A 21913-nucleotide genomic window follows, 5' to 3' on the forward strand; every position below is an offset into this window, starting at 1 on the left:
CTGAGGAACGGGTTTGCCCCCACGTACGCGGGGTATGCCACCCGAGGAGCACCGAAAGGGGTCAGATGTACGGCGAGACGGCTGCGATGCGCCGGCGCGTGGGGCAGCTGCGCGAGCAGGCCCTCGAGATCCGGCAGATGGCCGACCGCCTCGTCGCCCGGGCCGAGGCCGTGCCGTGGCACGGGCGGGCCGCCGAGTCGATGCGCCTGCGGATCAAGGAGCGTGCCGCCCACCTGCGGGAGGCTGCCGGCCTGCACGAGACCGCCGCCGACACCCTCGGCCGCCACGTGCAGGAGGTCGACCGCCGGCAGGACGCGATCGCCGTGGTCGAGCGCAAGGTCGACTCGCTCGTGGGCGACGCCCGGGCCCGTCTCGAGGCAGCCCGGCAGACCGACCCCGACGTGGAGCCGGAGCCCGAGGACGCCCCGCTGCTGGCGTTCGAGCCGCCGCCGCCCGGCCACCGGGACTGGCTGGACGTCGAGCTCCCGGGGCTGTGAGGGCTGTGAGGGCGATGACGGCAGCGACAGCGACGACGCGACGAGGAGAGGCCGCCACCGTGGTGCGTGCGACGACACAGGGACGGGACCGGGCAGGGGCCCCGGGGCGAGGCACGACGCCCGACGCGCTGCGAGGTGCGTCGCCGTGGTGACCGTCGACCTCACCGCGCCCCCGCCGCCGCGGACCGAGCGGGTCCTCGAGGGCCTGCCGCGCCGCCTCGCGGTGACGCTGCCCGAGCTGCGGCTGCTCGCCGAGGCCGCGGGCGGCGCCCCGCTGCCCTTCGACGAGCCGCGGAGCAGCTCCCCGAGCGCGCTGGACACCCGCCTCGGTGCGAGCGCGGCGTCGGCCGAGGACACGGCGTACGCCGCGGCGCTGGCGTCGCTGCACGACCCGGCGGAGACCCTGGCCCGCCGCGGCCTGACCGGACCCGACGGCGTCGAGCCCGGCCTGGTGGGCGCGGTCGGCCTGCTCGCCACCCCCGAGCTGGCGCTCGAGATCGACATCACCGCCGGCTCCGACCACGTGAAGGCGTGGCACCGGGAGGCCGGTGGGGCGGTCGCCACCCTGGCCACCGTCGACGGGCTGGTCTTCGAGCTCGCGTGGTTCCCCGCCGACCAGTGGGCCGGGGAGCTGGCGCGGGTGGCCGTGCCGCCCGAGGACGTGCCGCTGGGCGAGTCGGCGGTGCCGGTGTCGCTGAGCGTGCCCTACTCGCTGGCCGACGCGGTCGGCGAGGCGCTGCGTGCGGGGCGACGCGACCTGGTCCCGGTCCTGGTGGGCCAGCGCAGCGGGTCGGTGCGCGACGCCGCCGGGGAGCCCCTCGACGACGCCTCGGCCGCGACCGCGGTGGCTGCCCTCCACGAGGAGGCCCAGGGCCGGCTCAGGGTGCTGGCCGCCCGCGTCGACGACAGCGAGTCGACGGCCGTCGGCGTGGTCTCGTGGACCCTGCTGGCCGACGGGTGGCACGCGCTGCTGCCGCACCACGAGGACGAGGACCCCCACGTGGAGGTGCGGCGGGTGGAGCCCGACGAGCTCGCCACCACCCTCGCACCGGTCCTGGCGGAGGTGGACGCGTGAACGAGATGCGCGACCAGATCCCGCACGTGGAGCGACCGCCCGCCGCCGCCCCGACCGAGCACGGCACCGACGCGGCGGTCAACGCCGACAAGTACCACCAGATGCTGGCGCTGGCCGACTTCTTCGACTCCTCCGGCGACGAGATGCGCAGCCGAGCGCGGCTCGGCTCGGCCGTCCTGGCCGACGAGGACGTCGCCTCCTCCGCGCCGCTCTCCCCGGCCACCTTCGCCGAGGCGGAGGAGGAGATCCGCGCCGCCACCACCGGCAAGCACGGCCTGCTGACCCGCTCGGTCGAGCTGGACGCCGACGCCCTGGTCGTCCGGGCCACGGTGCTCACCTACCGCTGGATCGACGAGCTGCAGCAGGCGGCGTACCAGACGCTCGGCTCGATCGCGGGGCGCGCCATCGGGTACCTCGCGCCCGAGGTGGCGCTGGGCGGCGCGATCGTCTCGGCCGGGCTGATCGAGACCGACCACCTCGACCGCGACGGCGTCGCGGCCTACCTGAGCCAGCTCGCGGAGAGCAACCCCGAGCTGATGGACCACGTGCAGGGTGGCGGCGGCCTGCTCGACGGCCTGCAGATGCGCTCGATGCTCACCGCCGGCGTGATGGCCGGGGAGCACGCGGGCCACGCGGCGCGCGGCGGGCTGCGGGCCCTCGGCGTCCAGCCCTTCGCGGGCGACTCGGGCTCGGCGCTGCGCGACTCGATCGGCGCCTTCGTGACCGGCGCCGAGGAGGAGGCCGCCACCGACGCCGGGGCGCCCCGCGAGGACGGGCAGGCCCCCGGCTCGCTGGCCGCCCTGATGCGCACCCTGCTGGACACCGAGGACGGGGTCGCGGTCCACGCGGTCGGCCCCGACCGGTTCGTCGCCTACCTGCCGGGCCCCCGCGGGGGTGCCGCGCCGCGCGCCGGCGTCCGGCTGGTGAGCACCGACCACTCGATGTACGCCCGCCAGGTGGTCAAGGCCGTCGAGCGTGCGGTCGCCCACGCCGACGACGCCCGGGTGATGCTGGTCGGGACCGGCCAGGGCGGGGCCACCGCCGCCCAGATCGCCGCCGAGGGCCGCTCGCGCAAGTTCGTCGTGGAGCAGGTCGTCACCGCACGGGCCCCCGCCGCCCAGGTGCCGGTGGTGCCGGAGACCTGCCGGGTGCTCTCGCTCGAGGACCGCCACGACCCCGTCGCCCTGCTGGGCACGCTCGTCAACCAGGGCGTGGCCAACCGGCTCACGGTGGTGCTGGACGCGCCCGGCAGCGAGGAGGAGCCGGCGGTCGTCGCGGCCGGCCGGGCCGCCGACGAGTCCGACCACCCCGCGCTGGTGGCCGAGGTCTCGCGGCTGCGCGAGCGGGGCTTCCTGGCGGGCTGACGGGCAGGCGGCCCTCAGACCAGGTCGTGCACGAACTGCTCGAGCTGGACCAGGTTGCGGCACTCCACCATCGGCACGATCGCCCCGTAGACGGGCGCCGCGGAGTCACCGGTGCCCCAGTGCCGCGGGTGCTCCGGGTTGAGCCACCAGGCGCTGCGGCAGGAGGCGACGAGCTCGGCCAGCACGCCCTCGCCCAGGTCGCGGTAGTTGGACCGCGCGTCGCCCAGCACCAGCAGCGACGCCTTCGGGCCGAGCGCGTCGGCGTGCTCCTCGGCGAACCGGGCGAACGCCCGCCCGTAGTCGGTGCGCCCGAACCGGGCCGCGTGCTGCGCCCTCAGCGCCAGCTGGGCCAGCACCTCGCCGGGGTCGGCGCCCGGCACGAAGGCGTCGGTGACCTCGTGGACGTCGTCGACGAACGTGAAGGCGCGCACCTTGCTGAACTGCTCGCGCAGGGCGAAGACGAGCATCAGGGTGAACTGGGCGAAGCTGGCCACCGAGCCGCTGACGTCGCAGAGCACCACGAGCTCGGAACGGTGCGGCCGCTTCGGCCGGTGGTGGGTGGTCAGGGGCACCCCGCCCGTCGACACCGAGGCCCGGACGGTGCGCCGGAAGTCCAGCGGCCCGCGCCGCCGGGCGTGCTGCTCCTTGGTCAGCCGGGCCGCCAGGCGGCGCGACAGCGGGTAGAGCTGGCGTCGCATCTCCTCCAGGTCGGCGCGGCGGGCGGAGGTGAAGTCGAGCAGGTCGACGGGGGGCCGCACGGTGATCCGGGCGACCTCGGCCGGGTCGCGGTCGGCCGCGATCCGGCGTACGGCGTCCGCCTCGACGAGGCGGGTGAACTCCGCGACCCGCCGCTCGGCCCGCCGCTGCGCCTCCTCCTCGCTCCGCCCGCGCTCCGCGAGCGCCGCGAGCAGCCCGGCGACCAGCTCGCCCGGGGCGACGCGGCGCAGCGTGTTGTAGGCCGACCACCCGGACCGTCCCGGCGCCCGACCGGGCATCTGCCCGAACCGGCCGACGGCCTCGGCCGCGAGGTCCTGCAGGGACGGTCCCCCGCCGTCGCCCTCGCTCTCGCCCTCCTGCGGCTCGTTGGCGGCGAGCTCGTCCAGCTGCTCCAGGGCCGTCGCCAGCCGCTCGCGGAACTCCTCCAGGGCGGCGGCGGAGTCGCGGATGCCGTGCTCGTCGGCCAGCTCGGGGGCGGCGGCGCCCTCGCCGAGCAGCCGGGGGAAGTAGAGGTCGAAGACCGCGTCGAAGGCGGCCCGCTGGGTCTGCCGCTTCACGACCGTGGCGGCGTACGCCGCGCGGACCAGCTCGCGGTCGTCCCAGCCCAGGGCGCGGACGCCCGCGACCGCGTCCAGCCCCTCGGCGAGCGAGACGGGCAGCCCTGCCTCGCGCAGCGCCTCGAGGAAGGCCACGTGGCGGCGCAGCAGCCCGGAGTCGCCGGTCTCCTCGCCGGTCATCGCGCCGTCACCGCCGCAGCTTGAGCTCGCGGACCGCGCGGTCGTGGTCGGAGGCGTGCTTGAGCACCACGCCCAGGGTCGCGTCGACGGCCGCCTCGTCGAGGTCGCCGATCTCGAGCGCGAGCAGGGTGCGCGCCCAGTCGACCGACTCGGCGATCGACGGGGCCTTCTTGAGGTCGAGGTCGCGGAGCCGGGTGATCGTCTCCACCAGCTGGCGGGCGACCCGCTCCTCCAGCGCCGGCACCTGGCTGCGGACGATCTCCAGCTCGCGCTCGAGGTCGGGGTAGTCCAGGTGCAGGTAGAGGCAGCGGCGCTTGACCGCCTCGGAGAGCTCGCGGGTGGCGTTGGAGGTGAGGACGACGAAGGGGCGCCGGACGGCGGTGACCGTGCCCAGCTCGGGGATCGTCACCTGGAAGTCGGAGAGCACCTCCAGCAGCAGCCCCTCGACCTCGACGTCGGTCTTGTCGACCTCGTCGATCAGCAGCACGGTCGGCTCCTCCCGCCGGATGGCGGTCAGCAGCGGGCGGGTCAGGAGGAACTCGTCGGTGAAGATGTCGTCGTGGGTCTGCTCCCAGCCCGGCCCGCCGTCGCCTGCCTGGGTGCTCGCCTGGATCCGGAGCAGCTGCTTCTTGTAGTTCCACTCGTACAGCGCCCGCGCCTCGTCGAGCCCCTCGTAGCACTGGAGCCGCACCAGCTCGGCCCCGCAGGCCCGGGCGACGGCCTTGGCGAGCTCGGTCTTGCCGACGCCGGCCGGGCCCTCCACCAGCAGCGGCTTCTCCAGCGCCCCGGTGAGGAACGCGGTCGTGGCGGTCGCCGCGTCGGCGAGGTAACCGACCTCGAGCAGGCGGCGCACCGCGTCGTCGGGCGAGGCGAACCAGGCGGGATGCATGGGGCGACTCTAGGCGGGCCCCGCTGCGGGGCGGCGGCTAGGCTCGGCGGGCACCCTGACGAGCCACCCGAACGAGGGAGACCCCATGAGCAACGAAGAGGACGCGACACTCAGCGTCGCCGCCCAGCTGATCGCCGACGAGGAGACCGTCCACGACGCCACCGTCAGCGGCACCCGGTCCGGCATCCACCTGGAGCTCGTGGACCTCTCCACGACGCCCCCGCCCGCCGACGACGACTGGGACCTCGACCCCACCGCCGACCTCGGTCTCAAGATCATGATCGGCGGGATCGACCCCGAGGTCGCCGGCCAGCTGCTGCGGATCGCCGCCGACTTCCTGGACGAGGCGACGCTCGAGGACCACGAGCACGACGAGCGCGACGGTCACGACCACCGGTGACCACGGGCCGCTGGGCCGGTGACCACGCTCCGTGGCCCGGGCCCAGCGGCGCCGGTCGGCAGAGGGGGCGGGATTCGAACCCGCGGTAGGTCTCCCTACGACCGCTTTCAAGGCGGTTCCGATCGGCCACTCCGGCACCCCTCCACGCACGGCGGGCGCGCGTGCGGAGCAGTCTAGGAGATCACTCCGACCCGCCGAGCTCTGCCTCGACCTCGTCGTAGGCCAGGTCGTGGAGCCGCTGGAGGTAGTGCCGGACGTCGACGACGAGGCGGCGCATCTCGTAGGTGGCCCGCTCGACGTCGGGGTCGCCCATCACCCGGAAGCGCAGCTCGCTCATCCGGCCCAGCAGGGCGTTGCGCTCCCGCAGCGCCCGCGAGCGCCGCGCGGCCAGCCAGTCGGTGGGCAGCTCGGTCTCGCGCACGAGGCTCTCCCGCACCGGCAGCATCCGCTGGAGCACCGCCCACCGCCACACGCTCAGCGGCGTGGACGGCCCGCGGTGGGTCAGGGCGTGCTCGAGCCGCTGCAGGTGCACCTCGGGGGGCGTCGGCGTGCTCTCGGCCTCCCGGTCGGCAGCAGTGGTGCTCATGAGGGCTCGTCCTCCCAGGTGTCGGGAGCCAGGCAACGAGTGTGACTCCGGGCGCAGCCCCGGGGCAAGGCCCGGATGCTAGTCAGTTCGGACCATCTTGTTCAATCGTCCTGTGGCCGTCGACTACCGCTTCTCCCCCGCCCTCACCGCCCGGCTCCTGGGCCTGACGCTGGTCGGCTCGGCCGTCCTCATCTCGCTGGCCACCCTGGGGGTCGCCGTCCTCGACCTCCACACCGCCGTGCTGCTGGTGCCGGTCGTCCTGGTCCTGGTCGCGCTGGTGGCCCTGATGGCGTGGAGCAGCGGCTGGGTGGTCCGGCTCGGCGACGAGGGCTACCGGGTACGCCGGATCCGCGGCGCCGGCGTCCCGGCCGCCCGGTGGAAGGACGTCGAGGACGCGGTCACCACGGAGCGGCACGGCTCCCCGTGCGTCGTGCTTCGCCTGCGGGACGGGCGCACCACCACGATCCCGGCCGAGGTGCTGCACGTGGACCGCGAGGTCTTCGCCCGCACCGTCGTCGAGCACCTCCAGCGCGGCCACGGCATCACCCGGCTCTGACCGGCCCGACCACCCGGCGGGGCAATTGGGCACGAGCCGCCGGCTCCTTGTAGCCTGTCCTCGCTGCAAGGAGGCGTCGCCTAGTCCGGTCTATGGCGCCCGCCTGCTAAGCGGGTTTGGGGCTACAACCCCATCGAGGGTTCAAATCCCTCCGCCTCCGCCAGCGTGTTCGGGCCTCGTGCGACTGCGTGCGAGGCCCGAACCCTTTCCCGGCACCCGCTGACACCCGCCCGGCACGCAACTGCACCAAACTGCACTGCAGGAACTTGCACCCTCAATTTGGTGACGTCAGCGTGCGGATTGTCGAGACTGGGGGAGCACGGGTCCTCCCCAGACCCTGATCGAGAGGGAATTCCATGAAGCTCGCCCGTCTGACCGCAGTCGCCCTGACCGCCAGCCTGCTCGCGCTGGGCGCCATGGCCGCCCCGGCCCAGGCCAAGGACACCAGCTGGGGTTACGTCAGCAACCCCCGCTGACCCACCGGACCAGCGGGACCCGGGAGACTCGGATCCCCCCGCCGAGCCGTACCGACACCAGGCCCCTCAGTGGCCGGTCCCGCACGAGGATGAAGGCAGCGACCCACGGTCGCTGCCTTCGTCCGTTCCTGGCGCGGCGCGCGGTCAGGCTTCCTCGGGCGGGCTCTCGTGGCCCGAGACGCCCAGCCGCCCCATGGCGTAGCCGAGCTGGAAGCGCGTCTGCGCGTCGAACTCCTCCTTGAGGTCGGCCACGTAGCCGGCGTAGGTCCGCGGGCTGACCCCGAGCCGCTTGGCGCTGGCCGGGTCGGCGTACCCGGCGATCAGCATCCGGATCGTCATCGCCCGCTGCTCGGCCGCGATGTCGCGGCTCATGGAGGTCTCGCGGTTGGTGAAGGGCCGGGCCCGCTCCCACGTCCGCTCGAACATGTCGACCAGGTAGGCCACCAGCGAGGGTTCTCGAATCGCCAGGGCCACCGCCAGCCCCTCGTGGCCGGGGATCACCGCCACCCGCCGGTCGACAACGATCAGCCGGTTGAAGAACTCGTCGAGGGTGCGGACCTCGGCGCCGCGGCTCGAGACGGCCGCGACGTACTTGTGCGTGGTCGAGCTGCGCCGGGCCGAGTGCTGGTAGAGGGTGCGCATCTTGACGCCGCGCTCGAGGGCCGCGATGTCGCGCTGGGTCGCCGCGGCGAGCGTGGGGGCGTTGCGGCCGAACTGCGGCTGCGCGGTCAGCAGCTCGGACTCGGCGTCGGCGACCACCGAGGCGATGAACGGGTTGATCGCGGAGCCGCGGACCTCGGTGAACAGGCCGCGCGCCGAGCCCGGGGCCTTGCGCCACAGGTGGGCGAGGCCGTTGAAGGCCGCGGCCCAGCGCGAGGACTCCGCGATCAGGTCGGCACCCTGCTGGCCCATCGGGGCCACGATGAGCGAGGCCACCGTGCTGGGGTCGACGGCCACCCACCGCTCGCCCTCGCGGACCACCAGGCCGATCCGGGCGAGCAGGTCCAGCGCCGCGGCCTCCTCGCCCGTGCCGGAGATCCGCGGGTCGTCGGCGGAGAGGCCCCCCGCGCTGACCACCGCGTCGTAGAGGTCGGTGGCGATCCGTTCGAAGAGGTCGCGCTCCTCGGGTCCGAACTGCGGCACGTCTCCTCCTCACCGGCGCTCGCGGTCGCGCCCGGTCGGAATCCTCGCACAGCGCCCGAAGCCGCCGGCCGGGTACGGCGACGCCCCCGACCCGGGCGGGGGTCGGGGGCGTCGTGGTGCCGGTCGCGGCGGGGCCGGCCGGCGTCGGCCGGTCACCGGGCTGCCGTCAGGGGCGGCTCACGCCTCGAGGCGCGCCCTCAGGGTGTCGAGCTCGGACCACAGGACGCCGGGAAGGTCGTCGCCGAACTTCTCGAACCACTCCTGGATCTGCGGGAGCTCGGCCTTCCACTCCTCCACGTCGACCGCGAGCGCGGCAGCCAGCTTCTCGTCGGTGAGGTCGAGGCCGTCGACGTCGAGCGACCCCGGGGCCGGCACGTGGCCGATCGGCGTCTCGACGGCCGCGGCCTGACCCTCGAGGCGGTCGATGACCCACTTGAGGACGCGGCTGTTCTCGCCGAAGCCGGGCCACAGGAAGTCGCCGTCCTCGCCTCGGCGGAACCAGTTGACGTAGAAGATCCTCGGCAGCCGGGACTCGTCGTTCTCCTTGCCCATGGCGACCCAGTGGGCGAAGTAGTCGCCGGCGTTGTAGCCGATGAAGGGGAGCATCGCCATCGGGTCGCGGCGCACGACGCCGACCGCGCCCACCGCCGCGGCGGTGGTCTCGGAGGAGAGGGTGGCGCCCATGAAGGTGCCGTGCGTCCAGTCGCGCGCCTCGGTGACCAGCGGGATCGTCGTGCGCCGGCGCCCACCGAAGAGGATGGCGTCGATCGGCACGCCGCGCGGGTCGTCGTACTCGGCGGCGAGGATGTCGCACTGCTTGATCGGGGTGCAGTAGCGGCTGTTGGCGTGGCTGGAGAGCTCCGTGCTGTCGGGCGTCCAGGGCTCGCCCTTCCAGGACGTGGCCCTCGCCGGCGGGTTCTCCAGGCCCTCCCACCAGACGTCGCCGTCCTCGGTGAGCGCGACGTTGGTGAAGACCGAGCTGCCCTTGTTGATGGTCCGCATCGCGTTCGGATTGGTGTGCTCGTTGGTGCCCGGAGCGACGCCGAAGAAGCCGAACTCGGGGTTGACCGCCCACAGCCGGCCGTCCTCGCCGATCCGCATCCACGCGATGTCGTCGCCGATCGCCTCGACCTTCCAGCCGGGGATCGTCGGCTCGAGCATCGCCAGGTTGGTCTTGCCGCAGGCGCTGGGGAACGCGGCGGCGACGTACTTCGTCACGCCGGCCGGGCTGGTGAGCTTGAGGATGAGCATGTGCTCGGCCATCCAGCCCTCGTCGCGCGCCATCACGCTGGCGATCCGCAGGGCGTAGCACTTCTTGCCCAGCAGCGCGTTGCCGCCGTACCCGGAGCCGAAGCTCCAGATCATCCGCTCCTCGGGGAACTGGACGATGTACTTGGTGTCGTTGCAGGGCCACGCGACGTCGGCCTGGCCCTCGGCCAGCGGCATCCCGACGGAGTGCAGCGCCGGCACCCAGGCGACCTCCTGGCCGGCGGCGTCCAGCTCCTCCATCCGGCGGAGCACCTCGGTGCCCATCCGCGCCATCACGCGCATCGAGACGGTGACGTAGGCGGAGTCGGTGATCTCGACCCCGAACATCGGCTTCTCGGCGTCGAGGTGGCCCATCACGAAGGGGATGACGTACATCGTGCGGCCGGCCATGCAGCCGTCGTAGAGCCCACGCATGAGCTCCTTCATCTTCTCCGGCTCCATCCAGTTGTTGGTGGGGCCGGCGTCGCGCTCGGCGACGGAGCAGATGTAGGTGCGGTCCTCGACGCGCGCCACGTCGGTGGGGTCGGAGGCGGCGTGGAAGGAGTTGGGCTTGAGGGCCGGGTTGAGGCGGGTGAAGGTGCCCGTGGCCTCGAGGGCCCGGGTGAGCTGGTCCCACTCCTCGTCGGAGCCGGTGCACCAGTGGATGTCGGCCGGCTTGGTCAGCGCGGCGATCTCCTCGACCCAGGCGAGGATGCCTGCGTGGCTCGTGAGTGCCGGGCTGGTCTGGGCGTTGTCGATCGTGGCAGTCATGCCTGTCCCTCTCGCGCGGTGCGGGTGATCATGTCGCCCGGCACCTTTGCCCGGCGGGATGGGTGCCGCGAGGTTAGCCCGCGGCGACGCCCGCGCGAATTGGATCGATCCACGGCGGACGACGGGCTCGCGTCGCCGTCCTGCCTCCCCTGAAATCGCCGGGACGTCATCAGGTCGGGCCGCCCTGGCGACCGGACCTGATGACGTCCTCGGGGTACTGCGGGTGCTGCGGGTGCTGCGGGCTGGTGAGCCGGAGGCTCAGCCCTCGTACTGGTCGAGCTCGGCGGCCACGCGGCGGTGGGCCTCCCAGATCGCCTCGGGCATCCGCTCGAAGCCCTTGAGGTGCTCCTCGCGGAAGCCCATCTCCTGCTGCCAGCGCTCCTTGTCGATGCTCAGGATCCGCTGCAGGTCCTCGGCCGGGAGGTCGAGGCCGTCGAGGTTGAGCTCCTCCTCGGTCGGCAGGATGCCGACCGGGGTGCGGTTGCCCTTGACCTCGCCGTTCTTGAGCTGGAGCAGCCAGAGCAGCGGGCGCAGGTTCTCGCGGTATCCCGGCCACAGGAAGTGGCCGTCCTCCGGGTCGCGCTGGAACCAGTTGACGTGGGCGAAGATCGGCTGCTCCTTGGCGGCGCCGACGACGTCCAGGTAGTGCTGGGCGTAGTCGCCCTCGCCGTAGGCCATGAACGGCCGGTTGGACATCGGGTCGTAGCGCAGCTGGCCCTCGACGCCCTCGGCGGCGAAGGTCGCCTCGGCGCCCAGGGTGAGGCCGTCGTAGACGCCCTCGGCCAGGTCGTGGATCGCGCGGACCAGCGGCTCGCGGTCACGGGTGCGGCCACCGAAGATGATCGCGTCGATCGGGACGCCGGCGGCGGCGTCGTAGTCCTGCGCGATGTTGGGGACGTTGTCCAGCGTGGTGGTGAACCGGCTGTTCGGGTGCGCCCACGGGTCGTTCTTCTCGGCCTCGGAGCGCTCCGCGATCGGGTTGCCCTTCCAGTCGAGCCAGCCGTCGACGTCGGCCGGCGGCTCGGGCGTGCGGCCCTCCCACCAGACCTCCTGGGTCTTCGGGTTGTAGGCGACGTTGGTGAAGATCGTCTTGGTGCCCGGGTCGACCGACTTGAGCGCGGTCGGGTTGGTGGTCTCGTTGGTGTCCTTGGCGACACCGAAGACGCCGTACTCCGGGTTCATGCCCATGAGGCGGCCGGTCTTCTCGTCCACCCAGAGCCACGCGATGTCGTCGCCGTAGAAGGAGACGTGGTAGCGGTCGCCCAGGGCGTCCGGCGCCAGCATCATCGCGAGGTTGGTCTTGCCCGAGGCGCTCGGGAAGCCGCCGCAGACGTGGTAGTCCTTGCCGGTCTCCTTGTCGTGGATCCCGATGAGCATGTACTGCTCGGCGAGGAACTTCTTGGACGCCCAGCCGTCGTAGGCGCCCTGGCGCAGGCCGTGGGCGATCTTGCCCAGCAGCGCGTTGCCGCCGTACGACGAGCCGAAGTGCAGGATGGTGCGCTCGTCGCCGATGGTGACGAAGTAGCGCTGGTCCTCCGGGGTGCCCTGGCCGAGGTTCTCCAGGTCGCCGGTCACGTGGACGGCGCGGACGAAGCTGTTCTGGTCCTCGAGCTCGTTGATGTGCTCGACGCCGACGCGGGCCATGCGGATCATGTGCAGCACGACGGTGCGGGTGTCGGTCAGCTCGACGCCGGCCGCCCAGGGGGCGAGCTCGTTGCCGGGGGGCGACATCAGGTAAGGGACGACGTACATCGTCTTGCCCTTCGAGGCGCCGCGCATGCGGTCCTCGAGGAGGGGCTTCATCTCCGACGCGGGGCGCCAGTTGTTGTAGACGCCCTTGTCCTTCTCGTCGTTGGTGGCGACGATCGTGCGCTCCTCGGAGCGGGCCGTGTCCTTGTGGTAGCTGCGGGAGTAGTAGCGACCCTCCCCGGCGGGCTCGAGCTCGCCGGCCTCGAGCGCCTCGGCGATGAGGCGGTCGTCGTCGGCCGCCGTGACGACCTCGACCCGCTCCGCCCCGGTCAGCTCCGCGTAGTACTTCACGTAGTCACGGACGTGCGGGTTCGTCAACCCGGCTGCGTCCAGCGCCGCCTCAACGTCTGCCATCGTGCCTTGCTCCCTACCTGTGGAAGTGCTGGTGCCCGGACACCATCGCCCGGGGTGTCGCCCGGGCCGACTTGCTTCAGCCCGAGCACGGTTCTGCTCTGCGTGCACCCTAGTTGAAGAGTTCTTCAACTCATGTAGTGTGCACGCGCAGTGAGACTACCCCCGGAGGAGGTGCGCGCATCATGGCAGTCCCTCTCTACGAGGCCAAGGCCGACCTCTTCCGCACCCTGGGCCACCCGACCCGCGTGCGGGTGCTCGAGCTGCTCGTCCAGCAGCCGATGCCGGTCAAGGACCTGCTCGCCGAGATCGGCGTCGAGGCCTCCAACCTCTCCCAGCAGCTCTCGGTGCTCCGCCGCGCCGGCCTGGTCACCTCCGCGCGCCAGGGGACGACGGTGACGTACGCCGTCGCCAGCCCCCAGATCGCCGACCTGCTCGCCGCCGGTCGACAGATCCTCGCCTCGGTCTGGAGCGACACCGAGGCGTTGCTCGGCGAGCTGCGCGAGACCTCCTGATTTCGCCCGGGCCGGGGGGATCGGCTACTCTCTTCCAGTCCTCGTCTCGTGCGAGGGCGGGCGCCTGTAGCTCAACGGATAGAGCATCTGACTACGGATCAGAAGGTTTGGGGTTCGAATCCCTACAGGCGCGCAGATCAAGACCCCGGTCCCGCGACCGGGGTCTTTCTGCGTCCCGAGGCGCGTCCCCCGGGGCTTTGCGGCGGTTCGCAGTCACCTGGTGACTGGGATCCACCGCAGACCCTGCGAGGTGGCCGAGGTCAGGGCAGCGGAGCCGGCGGCACCGGCCCGTCCTGCAGCGCCGACACCATCGCCCGGCGGGCGAGCGGCTCGATGCAGCCGGTCTGCCGACCGACGCTCCGGAAGCCGCCGAGGTCACCGGCACCGAACCGGTCGAGCAGCTGGAGCGAGGGGTACATGACCTGCGCCCTCCCCGAGGCGTGGCCGAGTCCGACGGCGTGGCCGAGCTCGTGCCGGACGAGGTTGACGGCCTTGTCGTAGGTGAGCTGGGCGTCGGCGTCGAGGAAGACCCCGCCCTCGGTCGTCCGGACGACCGCGCCGCGCGCGTCCCTCGCCTCCCGGCCGGCGCTCACGCCGCCGACGCCGATCACGCTGCCGGAGACGTCCTGCTCGGTGAGGGACTGGGGGCCGTGGGCGATGACGAGATCGGTGTCGGCCGGGTAGGGCCGGCCGTCCGTGGGCCAGGGCACGACGTCGGTGTCCCCGAGCAGGGCGAACCGCAGCCCGGTCCCCTCGGCGACGTCGTCGAGCGCGGCCAGGGTGGCGGCGCGCAGGAAGGTGGGTCCGCTGCCGACGTTGAGCCGGACGCCGATCGGCGTGCAGGGGTCCCAGCGCCACCGGGTGTCACCGTCCAGGGACCGCCAGTCGGTGGCCGTCCCTGCCGGAGACCAGCCGGGGACGCTCGCCACGTCGACGACGGCCGAGGTCGCCGCGGCCAGCTCGCCGGCCGCCGGGACGACGACGCGGGCGGGGGTCCGGAAGAGCCAGTCGGTCGCCAGCGCGACCCGGTAGGAGCCGTCGGCGGCCGAGGTCGTCGTGGCCAGGGTGCGCCAGCCGTCCTCGAGCTCGTGCTGCACCTGGACCGTGCGGCCGGCGACGACCGCCCCCGTGACGGTGCCCTCGATGACGAGGCGCTGGCCCGTCCGGGAGCTCACGGTCGGGACCGCCCAGTGGGCGAGCTGGTCGGGGGTCGGGGCCGCGGTCGGCGTCGGCTGCAGCGTCAGGGGCGTGCGCGGCACCTGGCCCGGCGTCGCCGTCGAGGCCGTCGGACCGGCCGTCGGACCGTCGGTCGGTCCGGGCGTCGCGGTCGGCTCTGCGGTCGGGGCGGGCGTGCCGCTCGGGCCGTCGGTGGGCAGCGGGGTCGGCGACGCGGTGGGCCGGGCGGTCGGGGTCGAGCCGACGACGCGGACGTGGAAGGTTCGGCGAGCGGGGCCCAGCCCTCGGTGCCGGCGCGCCTGCACGACGAAGGTCCGGGTGCCCGGCACCGCGCCCGCCCGGGCGACGCGGCGGAACCGCCCCGTCCCCGCCGTGCGGCCGCGCAGCACGGTCCGACCGCCGTCCACGACGACGTACGGGCGCCGCACCCCTCCGGGGAGGCGGCCTGCCAGCACCACGCGACCCCCCACGGCGACCGTCGCCCGGCGGGCGCGCGGTCCCGGACGGGCGACCGCTGCCGCGTCGGCGCGCACCTCGACCGTCACCCCGGTGCGCGCCGGGGCCGGCGACGCCGGGACCACCACGACGGCGGCGGCGACGGCGACCACGGCGGCGGTGCCGAGCAGCGCGGCCAGGGCACGGCGTCCGGCGCCGTCCGCGGCGCGGCCGGGGCAGCGGTCGGCAGGAGGCGTGGGAGTGGGCACGTCGTCTTCCTCGGGTCGTTCCTCGGGGGTCTCCCCCGGCGGTCGCGCGCGAGCGTCGTACGCCGCGCCGCAGCGCCCATGCTCACACGACGCGGGCCGCCTCGTCCCTCGTTCCCGCGGATGCGCGACCGGCCCGGCGAGCGGGCAGGTAGAGGGGGGCGGCGACGGCCAGGGCGACGCCGCCGACCACCATGGCAAGGCCCACCGAGGCGACGTCGGCCAGCGCCGTGAGCGCGACCATCCCCAGCGCCCCGGCCGGTTGCGCGACCATCGAGTTGAGCGAGATCACCGTGGCCCGGACACCGTCGTCGGCGCGCTCGTGCAGCAGCGTCATGTGGGCGGCGTTGGAGAGCCCGTGGACGCAGTAGCAGGCCAGGTAGGCCACGAGGATCCCCGCGACGCCGGCCAGCAGCCCCATCGCCAGCACCGCCGCTCCCTGCGCCACCCGCATGACCGCCGCCGTGGTGGCGACCCCCCACCGGCGGCACAGCCACGGCGTCGCGGCCGCCCCGGCCGCCGAGGCCAGCCACGCTCCCGTGGCGGCCGGTCCGAGCACGGCCGCGGCGGCACGGTCGCTGTCGAGCACCTCGGCCAGCCGGACCGGGGTGAGCGACTCGAAGGCGACCATCCCGAAGCCCCAGAAGAGCTCCACGGCGACCAGGGCGAGCAGCACCCGGTCGGCCCGGACCAGCGCGAACCCGGCGCGGACCACCCGCGGGGTGGCGACCACCGAGGCCCACGTGCCGGCGCCCGCCGTCGGCCGAGGCGCCTCCACCATCAGCACGGCCGTGACCAGCAGCGTCACCGCCTGCAGGGCGAGCGCGACCACCACCGGCAGCGCCAGCGCCGCGAGCCCGGGCACGGGGTCCCAGGCGACCAGCAGGCCGCTGGTCGCCGAGCCGGCCGCGATCGCGACGGCGAGCACCGCGCCCTGCGCGCCCATGCCGGCCTCGATCGACGTGCCGGGGTCCGCGGCGCGGGCGGACTCGACGTACCAGGCCTCGAGGGGACCGCTGTCGAGCGCGCGGTGGACGCCCTGCAGGGCGAAGACGGCGGCGAAGGCCACGAGGCTCTCGGCGACCAGCAGCACGCCGAGCGAGACCAGCGAGACCGCCTGGGCGGCGAGCAGCAGCCGGCGCCGGCCCAGGGAGTCCGCCAGCCCGCCCGTGGGGAGCTCGAGGGCCAGGACGACGAGGCCCTGCAGCGCGACCGCCAGCCCCAGCTCGGAGAGGGTGAGGCCGCGGTCGAGCGGCAGCAGCACGAGGACGGGCATGAGGAATCCCGTCGGCAGCCAGCGCAGGGCGACCAGCACCAGGAAGCGGCGGCGGACCTCGCGCTCGGTGAGCGTCATCGCGGCGCCCCGTCCCCGTCTCCCCCGGGGACCCCGTCGCCCCCGGGGACCCTGTCGTTCAGCGGGACCGTGTCGTTCAGCGGGACCGTGTGCTGGATCCACATGACGCGGCTGACCGGCTCGTCGCCCTCGGGCGGCGGCGGCCGGCTGCGGTAGCGCTGCACGACCTCCCACAGCTCGGCCTGCATCGCCTTGAGCGCGGACGGCGTCAGCTCGAGCACGTCGTCGTCGGTACCGGCGGCGTCGACCCAGGCGTCGTCCCACTGCGACTCCTCGGCGAGCCAGCCCTCCAGGAGGCCGAGCTGCCAGCGGTAGAGCCCGCGGCGCAGTTCCTGGGTGGCCCGGTAGGCCGTGGCGTCGCCGAGGAAGTCGGCCGTCGACCAGCTGGTCCCTTCGTGGACCGAGCGCCACCAGCGCTCCCGGCGGTCGCCGCGGTCGGGGTCGTCGGCGACCAGGCCCACCTCCGCCAGCTTGCGCAGGTGGTAGCTGGTGAGGCCGCTGGACTCCCCCAGCCGGGCGGCCAGGCCGCTGGCCGTGGCGGGACCGTCGATCCGCAGCAGCCCCAGCAGCCGGCTGCGCAGCGGGTGGGCGAGCGCGGTGAGCGCCGCCGCGTCGAGGACGGCCGTCGGGCGGCCCCCGGGTCCTTCGTGCTTCTCCATGTCGCCATCCTGACATTGCAAAGCCTCTTTGCAAATACTCTTTGCGTTATGGGTGCGCCGTCGGTGTGACCTTGGAGTCACCGTGGGGCCACGGGGTGCCCTCGGGCCCGGGCAGGGCTAACGTGGCAGGTGAGGACGCAGGCGACCGTCCTGCGGCCCCGTCCCCGGCCCGAGGAGGTTGCCATGAACGCGCTGCCCGGATCCGTCCTGGTCGGCGTCACCGGTCCCGGCGAGAACACCGAGGCCCTGCGGTTCGCGCTCGACGAGGCGCGCCGCCTCGACCGGCCGGTGACCCTGGTCCACGCGGTCGCGCCCGCACCTCCGCCGCCGCCCGGCGGCGTCCTGGTGACCTACGAGGAGTCGTGGGCCGAGCTGGCCCGCACCATCGTGGCGGACGTCGCCGGCGAGCTCGCGGAGCTCCAGGCCGCCGCGGGGACCGACGTCCGCGTCGCGACCGTCGTCGGGCACGGCTCCCCCGGTTCGCTGCTCAGCGAGCTCAGCCGGGACGCCGCGCGGGTGGTGCTCCAGCACCAGCACGTGCACCGCCTCGTGCGCATGGTGACCGGCTCCACCACCGCCCGCGTCGCCGCCCACGCGCACTGCCCGGTGGTCTCGGTCCCGGCCGCCGAGCAGGAGGACGACGCAATCCCGCGCGAGGACCTCCTGGTCGTCGGCGTCCACGAGGACGGCGGCCCCCGGGAGGTGGTCCGCGCCGCGACGGCCCAGGCCGCGCTGCACGGCTGGGGCACGCGCCTCCTCCACGCCTGGCGACTGCCCGGCGCCTACGACGAGCTGCTCGCCGACGACGAGCACTGGCGCACCGCCGCGCTCGACTCCCTGCACCGCGTGGCCGTCCGGCTCGGCGCGGAGGAGGAGGGGCCGACCCCGGACGCGAGGGTGGTCCACGACTGGGCGCCCGACGCGCTCGTCGAGGCCTCCCGGACCGCCCGGATGGTCGTGGTCGGGCGGCACGGACGGCGCGGCCCGCTGTCGCCGCGCCTCGGCTCCCGGGCCCGCGCGGTGCTGGCGGGCGCGCACTGCCCCGTCATGGTCGTGCCCCTGGCGGAGGACGAGGCCTGACCGGTCCGCCCGACGACCGCGCCCGGCGCTCAGCCCAGCTCGACGGGCGCGGCCGGCAGGGCGCGCTTGTGGGCGGTGCGGTCGTAGGCCGCCTCGATGATCGCCCGCGCCTCCTCCGAGACCTCGCCGCCGGTCAGGTAGGTGTCGATCTCGGCGTAGGTGACGCCGTACGCCGTCTCGTCCGGCAGCGCCGGGCGGTCCTCCTCGAGGTCGGCGGTGGGGACCTTCTGGACCAGCTCGTCGGGGGCGCCGAGGTGGCTGCCCACCTCCTTGACCTGGCCCTTCGTCAGGCCCGCCAGCGGGGTGACGTCGGCGGCGCCGTCGCCGTGCTTGGTGAAGAAGCCCATCAGCGCCTCGGCCGCCTGGTCGGTGCCGATCACCAGGGCGCCGAGCCGCCCGGCGACGGCGTACTGGGCGACCATCCGCATCCGGGCCTTGATGTTGCCCTTGACGAAGTCCCCCTGGCCGCGGTCGGTGTAGCCGCCCGTCGGGGTGGTGGCGGCGTGCAGCGGCTCGACGGCCGGCTTGATGTCGACGGTGAGCACCTCGTCGGGGCCGATGAAGTCGAGCGCCGCGCGGGCGTCGTCCTCGTCGGCCTGGACGCCGTGCGGCAGGCGCATGGCGGTGAACCGCTTCCCGGTCCGCTCGCAGGCGAGCTGGGCGAGCTTGCCGGCGACGGTGGAGTCGACGCCGCCGGAGATCCCGAGCACGTAGCCCGACGCGCCCGCGCCGGTGAGGTAGTCGGCGAGGAAGGCGATCCGGCGCTCCGCCTCGGCCGCCGGGTCGAGGTCGGGGACCACGCCCAGGGCGCGCGCGATCTCCTGCTGCCGGGGGGTCTGGCTCATCTCGTCCTCCGCTGTCGGTGGTGGCTGCTGGACTGGGGTCCCGCCGGGGCGGGCCCGCCTGCCCCCGACCCTGTTCCCGACCCGCCGCCCTTCATGCCGGACGCCACCGGTTTGCGGTCGCGGCGGTGGGGTACGACCCGGGGGCCGCCGACCCGATCGGCGGCCCACTTCCCCTGCTCGGGCCACCGGCCCGGGCGCAGCAGAGAGGCACCACCGTGGTCAACCGGATCGCCGGCACCGTCCCCGCGCTCCCCTGGCGGCTCCGCCGGGCCGCCGCCTGCCTGATCCTGGGCCGGCCGTGAGCGCGCGGCGCGAGGTCGTGGGCCGGGCCGGCGAGCTGCTGCGGCTGCACCGCGCGCCCGAGCTGCTCACCGTCGTCAACGTCTGGGACGTCGTGTCGGCGAAGGTCGTCGCCGGCACCGAGGGCACCCTCGCGCTGGCCACCGCCAGCCACTCGATCGCCGCCTCCCGGGGCTACGAGGACGGCGAGAACATCCCCGTCGACGAGATGCTCGCCGAGGTCGCCCGGATCGTCGCCGCCACGGACCTGCCGGTCAGCGCCGACCTGGAGGCGGGGTACGGCGACGCGGCCGACACCGTCCGACGCGCCATCGGCGTCGGGGTGGTGGGCGCCAACCTGGAGGACCAGATGAAGCCCCTCGACGAGGCGGTCCGCGTCGTCGAGCAGGTGATGGAGGCGGCCCGCGCCGAGGGCGTCGACGACTTCGTGCTCAACGCCCGCACCGACGCCTTCGTGCTCGGCAAGGACCGCGACCGCGGGGAGGTGCTGGCCGACGCCGTCGAGCGGGGCCGGGCCTTCCTCGAGGCGGGGGCGCCGGTGGTCTTCGTGCCGGGCGCGCTCACCGAGGACGAGGTCTCGACGCTGGTCGACGCGCTCGGCCCGCAGCGGCTCACGCTGATCGGCCTGCCCGGCGTCCCGCCCCTGCGTCGCCTCGAGGAGCTCGGCGTCGCCCGCGTCTCCTACGGCCCGCTGTCGCAGCGCGTCGCCCTCACCGCGCTGCAGGAGCTCGTCGAGGACGTGCACCGCGGCGGCGGCGTCCCCGACTCCGTGCGCCCCCTCAACTAGTTCACCGGGGTAGTCCCCGACATCTTGACCACCCGCACCGGCGTGTCGCTGGTCAGAACGCGGGGGACTATCTCGAGGACGCGGGGAGCCAGGGGACGAGGGCGGGGTCGGCCACCAGGTCGACCCGCTCCCAGAAGCGCCTCTGCTCGGCGGAGGCGAAGCTGCCGCGCACCGGCCGCACCAGCACGACGTGGTCGCCGACCCGGCGCTCGAGCTCGCCCGCGATCGCGCCCTCGGGGCGGCACCCCGTGGGGTCGGCCGCCGGGGCCGCGCACAGCGAGACGACGTCGCCGGAGGCCGCCTGGAAGGCGGTGGTCGCCGCGACGACCTCGCCGTCGCGGTGCTCGCGCTGCGCCTCCCCCACCCAGCCGAAGCCGTCGGGGAGGCTCACCGGGAGGTGGAGCGGCAGGGCCAGCGGGTCGATGGTGGCGTCCACCGCGACCGCCACCTCGCGCTGCGGCGGACGCGCCTCGCGGCCGTCCTCCCCGCCCCACCGGGACCAGCCCCACAGGCCGAGCACGAAGGCGATCACCGCCAGGAAGACAGCCGAGCTCTTCACGATCCCCCCTCGCACGCGACGGTCGAGGGCCCGCGTGCGCCAGCGAAACTAGCGCAGCGCGAGGACCCTCCCGGACGGGCGCCGCGACCGCGGACACGCGCCGTACGTCACCCGGCCCCGGCGACTCCTCACCCCTCGGCGGGCGGGCAGGTGAGGGGGACCGTCACGGTCGCCTCGGTGCCCCTCCCGGGGGCGGAGCGCATGACCAGCCGGCCGCCCATGAGCGCCACCACCTCGCGGCAGATCGCCAGGCCCAGGCCCGCGCCCTCGTGGCGGCGGGTGACGGAGGGGTCGGCCTGGGTGAAGGCGCCGAAGACGCGCTCGTGGAGGTCGTCGGGGATGCCCGTGCCGCTGTCGCGGACGACGACCCGGAGGGTGGGCGACTCCTCGGCGGCGCCCCCGGCCCCGTCCGTGACCAGGTCGGCGGCGAGCGCCACCCGCCCGGTGTCGGTGAACTTCACGGCGTTGTCCAGGAGGTTGGTCAGGACCTGGCCGAGGCGCAAGGGGTCCAGGACACAGCAGAGGTCGACCTCGGGCGCCAGCACGGCGTCCAGCGGGATGCCCTTGGCGTTGGCCCGCTCGCGGGCCCACTCCACGGCCTCGCCGAGCACCTCGCGGAGCTCCACCCGCCGCGGGCGCAGCCGCAGGGTGCCGGCCTCGATGCCGGTCATGTCGAGGATGTCCTCGATCAGGCCACGCAGTCGCTCGCCGTTGCGGCACAGCGACTCCACGAAGCGGGCCTGCACCGGGTCCAGGCCCGAGTCGGCGAGCAGCTCGGCGGTGGCCAGGACGGTGGTGAGCGGGGTGCGCAGCTCGTGGCTCATGTTGGCCAGGAAGTGCGACTTGGCCGCGTTGGCCTCCTCGGCGACCTGCCGGGCGGCGAGGAGCTCGACGGCCACCTGGTTGCGCTCCGTCACGTCCTCCGCGACCCCGTGCACCCCGACCACGGCGTCGTCGACCATCACGGGGACCGCCAGCAGCGAGATGTCGCGCACCTCCCCGTCGGCGCGGACGAGGCGCGAGGAGGCCTGCCGGGGCTCGCCCGCGACCACCTCGAGGTAGAGGCCCAGGATCCGCTCGTGGTCGGCGGCGTCGATGACCTCGAAGAAGTGCATCCCCATGAGCTCGGCCGCGTCCCGGCCGCTCAGCTGCTCGGCGGCGGGGTTGACGTCGGTGAAGTGGCCCTCGAGGTCGAGGGAGAAGACGGCGTGCGGGTTGTGGGTGAAGAGCGACCGGTAGCGCTCGGCACCCTCCACCAGCGAGCGCACGTCGTGCACCGGACGGTGACCGTCCCACCCGCTCATCGCACGCCTCCGCTCGCTCCCCACGGTCCGGCCGGCGGCCGGGCGCGGTCATCCTCACACGAACACCGGGGGCG

21 protein-coding genes and 3 tRNA genes are annotated in these 21913 nt (G+C 74.3%); 11 read left to right on the forward strand and 13 right to left on the reverse strand.

All coding sequences use genetic code 11. The features are described from left to right. Nucleotides 1–65: 65 nt before the first annotated feature. The 3 genes from DNK53_RS02125 to DNK53_RS02135 all read left to right on the forward strand — a co-directional run bounded on the left by DNK53_RS02125 (nt 66) and on the right by DNK53_RS02135 (nt 2936). On the forward strand, nt 66–497 hold the full coding sequence (locus tag DNK53_RS02125) for a hypothetical protein (RefSeq protein ID WP_110180646.1): 432 nt from the start codon (nt 66–68) through the stop codon (nt 495–497). A 145-nt stretch (nt 498–642) separates the two neighbouring features. Beyond that, nucleotides 643–1572, forward strand: a complete 930-nt coding sequence (locus DNK53_RS02130; RefSeq protein ID WP_110180647.1) for a hypothetical protein — start codon at nt 643–645, stop codon at nt 1570–1572. Next, nucleotides 1569–2936 (forward strand): hypothetical protein, encoded by a 1368-nt coding sequence (locus DNK53_RS02135; protein WP_110180648.1) that lies wholly within the window; start codon nt 1569–1571, stop codon nt 2934–2936. Before DNK53_RS02130 ends, DNK53_RS02135 begins: the two co-directional genes overlap by 4 nt. Before the next feature lie 14 nt (nt 2937–2950). Here DNK53_RS02135 and DNK53_RS02140 read toward each other — a convergent pair whose 3' ends face one another. After that, nucleotides 2951–4390, reverse strand: coding sequence for a VWA domain-containing protein (locus tag DNK53_RS02140; protein ID WP_110180649.1), 1440 nt, complete (start codon nt 4388–4390; stop codon nt 2951–2953). Nucleotides 4391–4397: 7 nt separating this feature from the next. Then, nucleotides 4398–5279 carry an AAA family ATPase gene (locus tag DNK53_RS02145; RefSeq protein ID WP_110180650.1) on the reverse strand — a complete coding sequence of 294 codons (882 nt, stop codon included), beginning with the start codon at nt 5277–5279 and terminating at the stop codon, nt 4398–4400. A gap of 85 nt (nt 5280–5364) precedes the next feature. On the opposite strand from DNK53_RS02145, the gene DNK53_RS02150 reads away from it, so the two are divergent. Then, entirely contained in the window at nt 5365–5679 is a 315-nt protein-coding gene (locus DNK53_RS02150; protein WP_110180651.1) for a hypothetical protein, read from the forward strand. Between the two features lie 59 nt (nt 5680–5738). Here the strand turns inward: DNK53_RS02150 and DNK53_RS02155 are convergent. Then, a tRNA-Ser gene (locus DNK53_RS02155) sits at nt 5739–5823 on the reverse strand. A gap of 37 nt (nt 5824–5860) precedes the next feature. Then, nucleotides 5861–6265, reverse strand: a complete 405-nt coding sequence (locus DNK53_RS02160; RefSeq protein WP_110180652.1) for a hypothetical protein — start codon at nt 6263–6265, stop codon at nt 5861–5863. 112 nt (nt 6266–6377) lie between these two features. Here DNK53_RS02160 and DNK53_RS02165 point away from each other — a divergent pair, with 112 nt between their 5' ends. Both DNK53_RS02165 and DNK53_RS02170 read left to right on the forward strand, forming a co-directional pair. Next, nucleotides 6378–6821 (forward strand): hypothetical protein, encoded by a 444-nt coding sequence (locus tag DNK53_RS02165; protein ID WP_110180653.1) that lies wholly within the window; start codon nt 6378–6380, stop codon nt 6819–6821. A 69-nt stretch (nt 6822–6890) separates the two neighbouring features. Further along, a tRNA-Ser gene (locus DNK53_RS02170) sits at nt 6891–6984 on the forward strand. A 457-nt stretch (nt 6985–7441) separates the two neighbouring features. On the opposite strand, the gene DNK53_RS02175 is transcribed toward DNK53_RS02170, so the two are convergent. The 3 genes from DNK53_RS02175 to DNK53_RS02185 form a co-directional block, all read right to left on the reverse strand. Next, nucleotides 7442–8440 (reverse strand): TrmB family transcriptional regulator, encoded by a 999-nt coding sequence (locus DNK53_RS02175; RefSeq protein WP_110180654.1) that lies wholly within the window; start codon nt 8438–8440, stop codon nt 7442–7444. Nucleotides 8441–8617: 177 nt separating this feature from the next. Next, on the reverse strand, nt 8618–10459 hold the full coding sequence (locus tag DNK53_RS02180; protein ID WP_110180655.1) for a phosphoenolpyruvate carboxykinase (GTP): 1842 nt from the start codon (nt 10457–10459) through the stop codon (nt 8618–8620). A gap of 258 nt (nt 10460–10717) precedes the next feature. Further along, nucleotides 10718–12562 carry a phosphoenolpyruvate carboxykinase (GTP) gene (locus DNK53_RS02185; protein ID WP_110180656.1) on the reverse strand — a complete coding sequence of 615 codons (1845 nt, stop codon included), beginning with the start codon at nt 12560–12562 and terminating at the stop codon, nt 10718–10720. Between the two features lie 182 nt (nt 12563–12744). On the opposite strand from DNK53_RS02185, the gene DNK53_RS02190 reads away from it, so the two are divergent. Together DNK53_RS02190 and DNK53_RS02195 are read left to right on the forward strand one after the other, a co-directional pair. Next, nucleotides 12745–13074, forward strand: a complete 330-nt coding sequence (locus tag DNK53_RS02190; RefSeq protein ID WP_110180657.1) for an ArsR/SmtB family transcription factor — start codon at nt 12745–12747, stop codon at nt 13072–13074. Nucleotides 13075–13134: 60 nt separating this feature from the next. After that, nucleotides 13135–13207, forward strand: a tRNA-Arg gene (locus tag DNK53_RS02195). Between the two features lie 127 nt (nt 13208–13334). Here the strand turns inward: DNK53_RS02195 and DNK53_RS02200 are convergent. The 3 genes from DNK53_RS02200 to DNK53_RS02210 all read right to left on the reverse strand — a co-directional run bounded on the left by DNK53_RS02200 (nt 13335) and on the right by DNK53_RS02210 (nt 16964). Then, nucleotides 13335–14954, reverse strand: a complete 1620-nt coding sequence (locus DNK53_RS02200) for a matrixin family metalloprotease (RefSeq protein WP_110180658.1) — start codon at nt 14952–14954, stop codon at nt 13335–13337. An 82-nt stretch (nt 14955–15036) separates the two neighbouring features. Then, nucleotides 15037–16305, reverse strand: a complete 1269-nt coding sequence (locus DNK53_RS02205; RefSeq protein WP_110180659.1) for an MFS transporter — start codon at nt 16303–16305, stop codon at nt 15037–15039. Beyond that, entirely contained in the window at nt 16302–16964 is a 663-nt protein-coding gene (locus DNK53_RS02210; RefSeq protein ID WP_110180660.1) for a winged helix-turn-helix domain-containing protein, read from the reverse strand. Before DNK53_RS02210 ends, DNK53_RS02205 begins: the two co-directional genes overlap by 4 nt. Nucleotides 16965–17147: 183 nt before the next feature. Here DNK53_RS02210 and DNK53_RS02215 point away from each other — a divergent pair, with 183 nt between their 5' ends. After that, entirely contained in the window at nt 17148–18044 is an 897-nt protein-coding gene (locus DNK53_RS02215) for a universal stress protein (protein WP_110180661.1), read from the forward strand. A gap of 29 nt (nt 18045–18073) precedes the next feature. Here DNK53_RS02215 and nadE read toward each other — a convergent pair whose 3' ends face one another. Then, nucleotides 18074–18889 carry an ammonia-dependent NAD(+) synthetase gene (nadE, locus tag DNK53_RS02220; RefSeq protein ID WP_110180662.1) on the reverse strand — a complete coding sequence of 272 codons (816 nt, stop codon included), beginning with the start codon at nt 18887–18889 and terminating at the stop codon, nt 18074–18076. Nucleotides 18890–19014: 125 nt separating this feature from the next. On the opposite strand from nadE, the gene DNK53_RS17315 reads away from it, so the two are divergent. Continuing rightward, on the forward strand, nt 19015–19191 hold the full coding sequence (locus DNK53_RS17315) for a hypothetical protein (RefSeq protein WP_162599714.1): 177 nt from the start codon (nt 19015–19017) through the stop codon (nt 19189–19191). Continuing rightward, entirely contained in the window at nt 19188–19976 is a 789-nt protein-coding gene (locus DNK53_RS02225; protein ID WP_204163710.1) for an isocitrate lyase/PEP mutase family protein, read from the forward strand. Before DNK53_RS17315 ends, DNK53_RS02225 begins: the two co-directional genes overlap by 4 nt. 67 nt (nt 19977–20043) lie before the next feature. Here the strand turns inward: DNK53_RS02225 and DNK53_RS02230 are convergent, their stop codons facing one another. Both DNK53_RS02230 and DNK53_RS02235 read right to left on the reverse strand, forming a co-directional pair. Then, the gene (locus DNK53_RS02230; protein WP_110180663.1) at nt 20044–20535 is read right to left on the reverse strand and encodes a hypothetical protein; all 492 of its coding nucleotides are present in this window, start codon (nt 20533–20535) and stop codon (nt 20044–20046) included. 128 nt (nt 20536–20663) lie between these two features. Continuing rightward, nucleotides 20664–21839 carry a PAS domain-containing sensor histidine kinase gene (locus tag DNK53_RS02235; protein WP_110180664.1) on the reverse strand — a complete coding sequence of 392 codons (1176 nt, stop codon included), beginning with the start codon at nt 21837–21839 and terminating at the stop codon, nt 20664–20666. Between the last annotated feature and the right edge of the window lie 74 nt (nt 21840–21913).

The organism is Nocardioides solisilvae (assembly GCF_003194625.1).
Classification (GTDB): Bacteria; Actinomycetota; Actinomycetes; order Propionibacteriales; family Nocardioidaceae; genus Nocardioides; species Nocardioides solisilvae.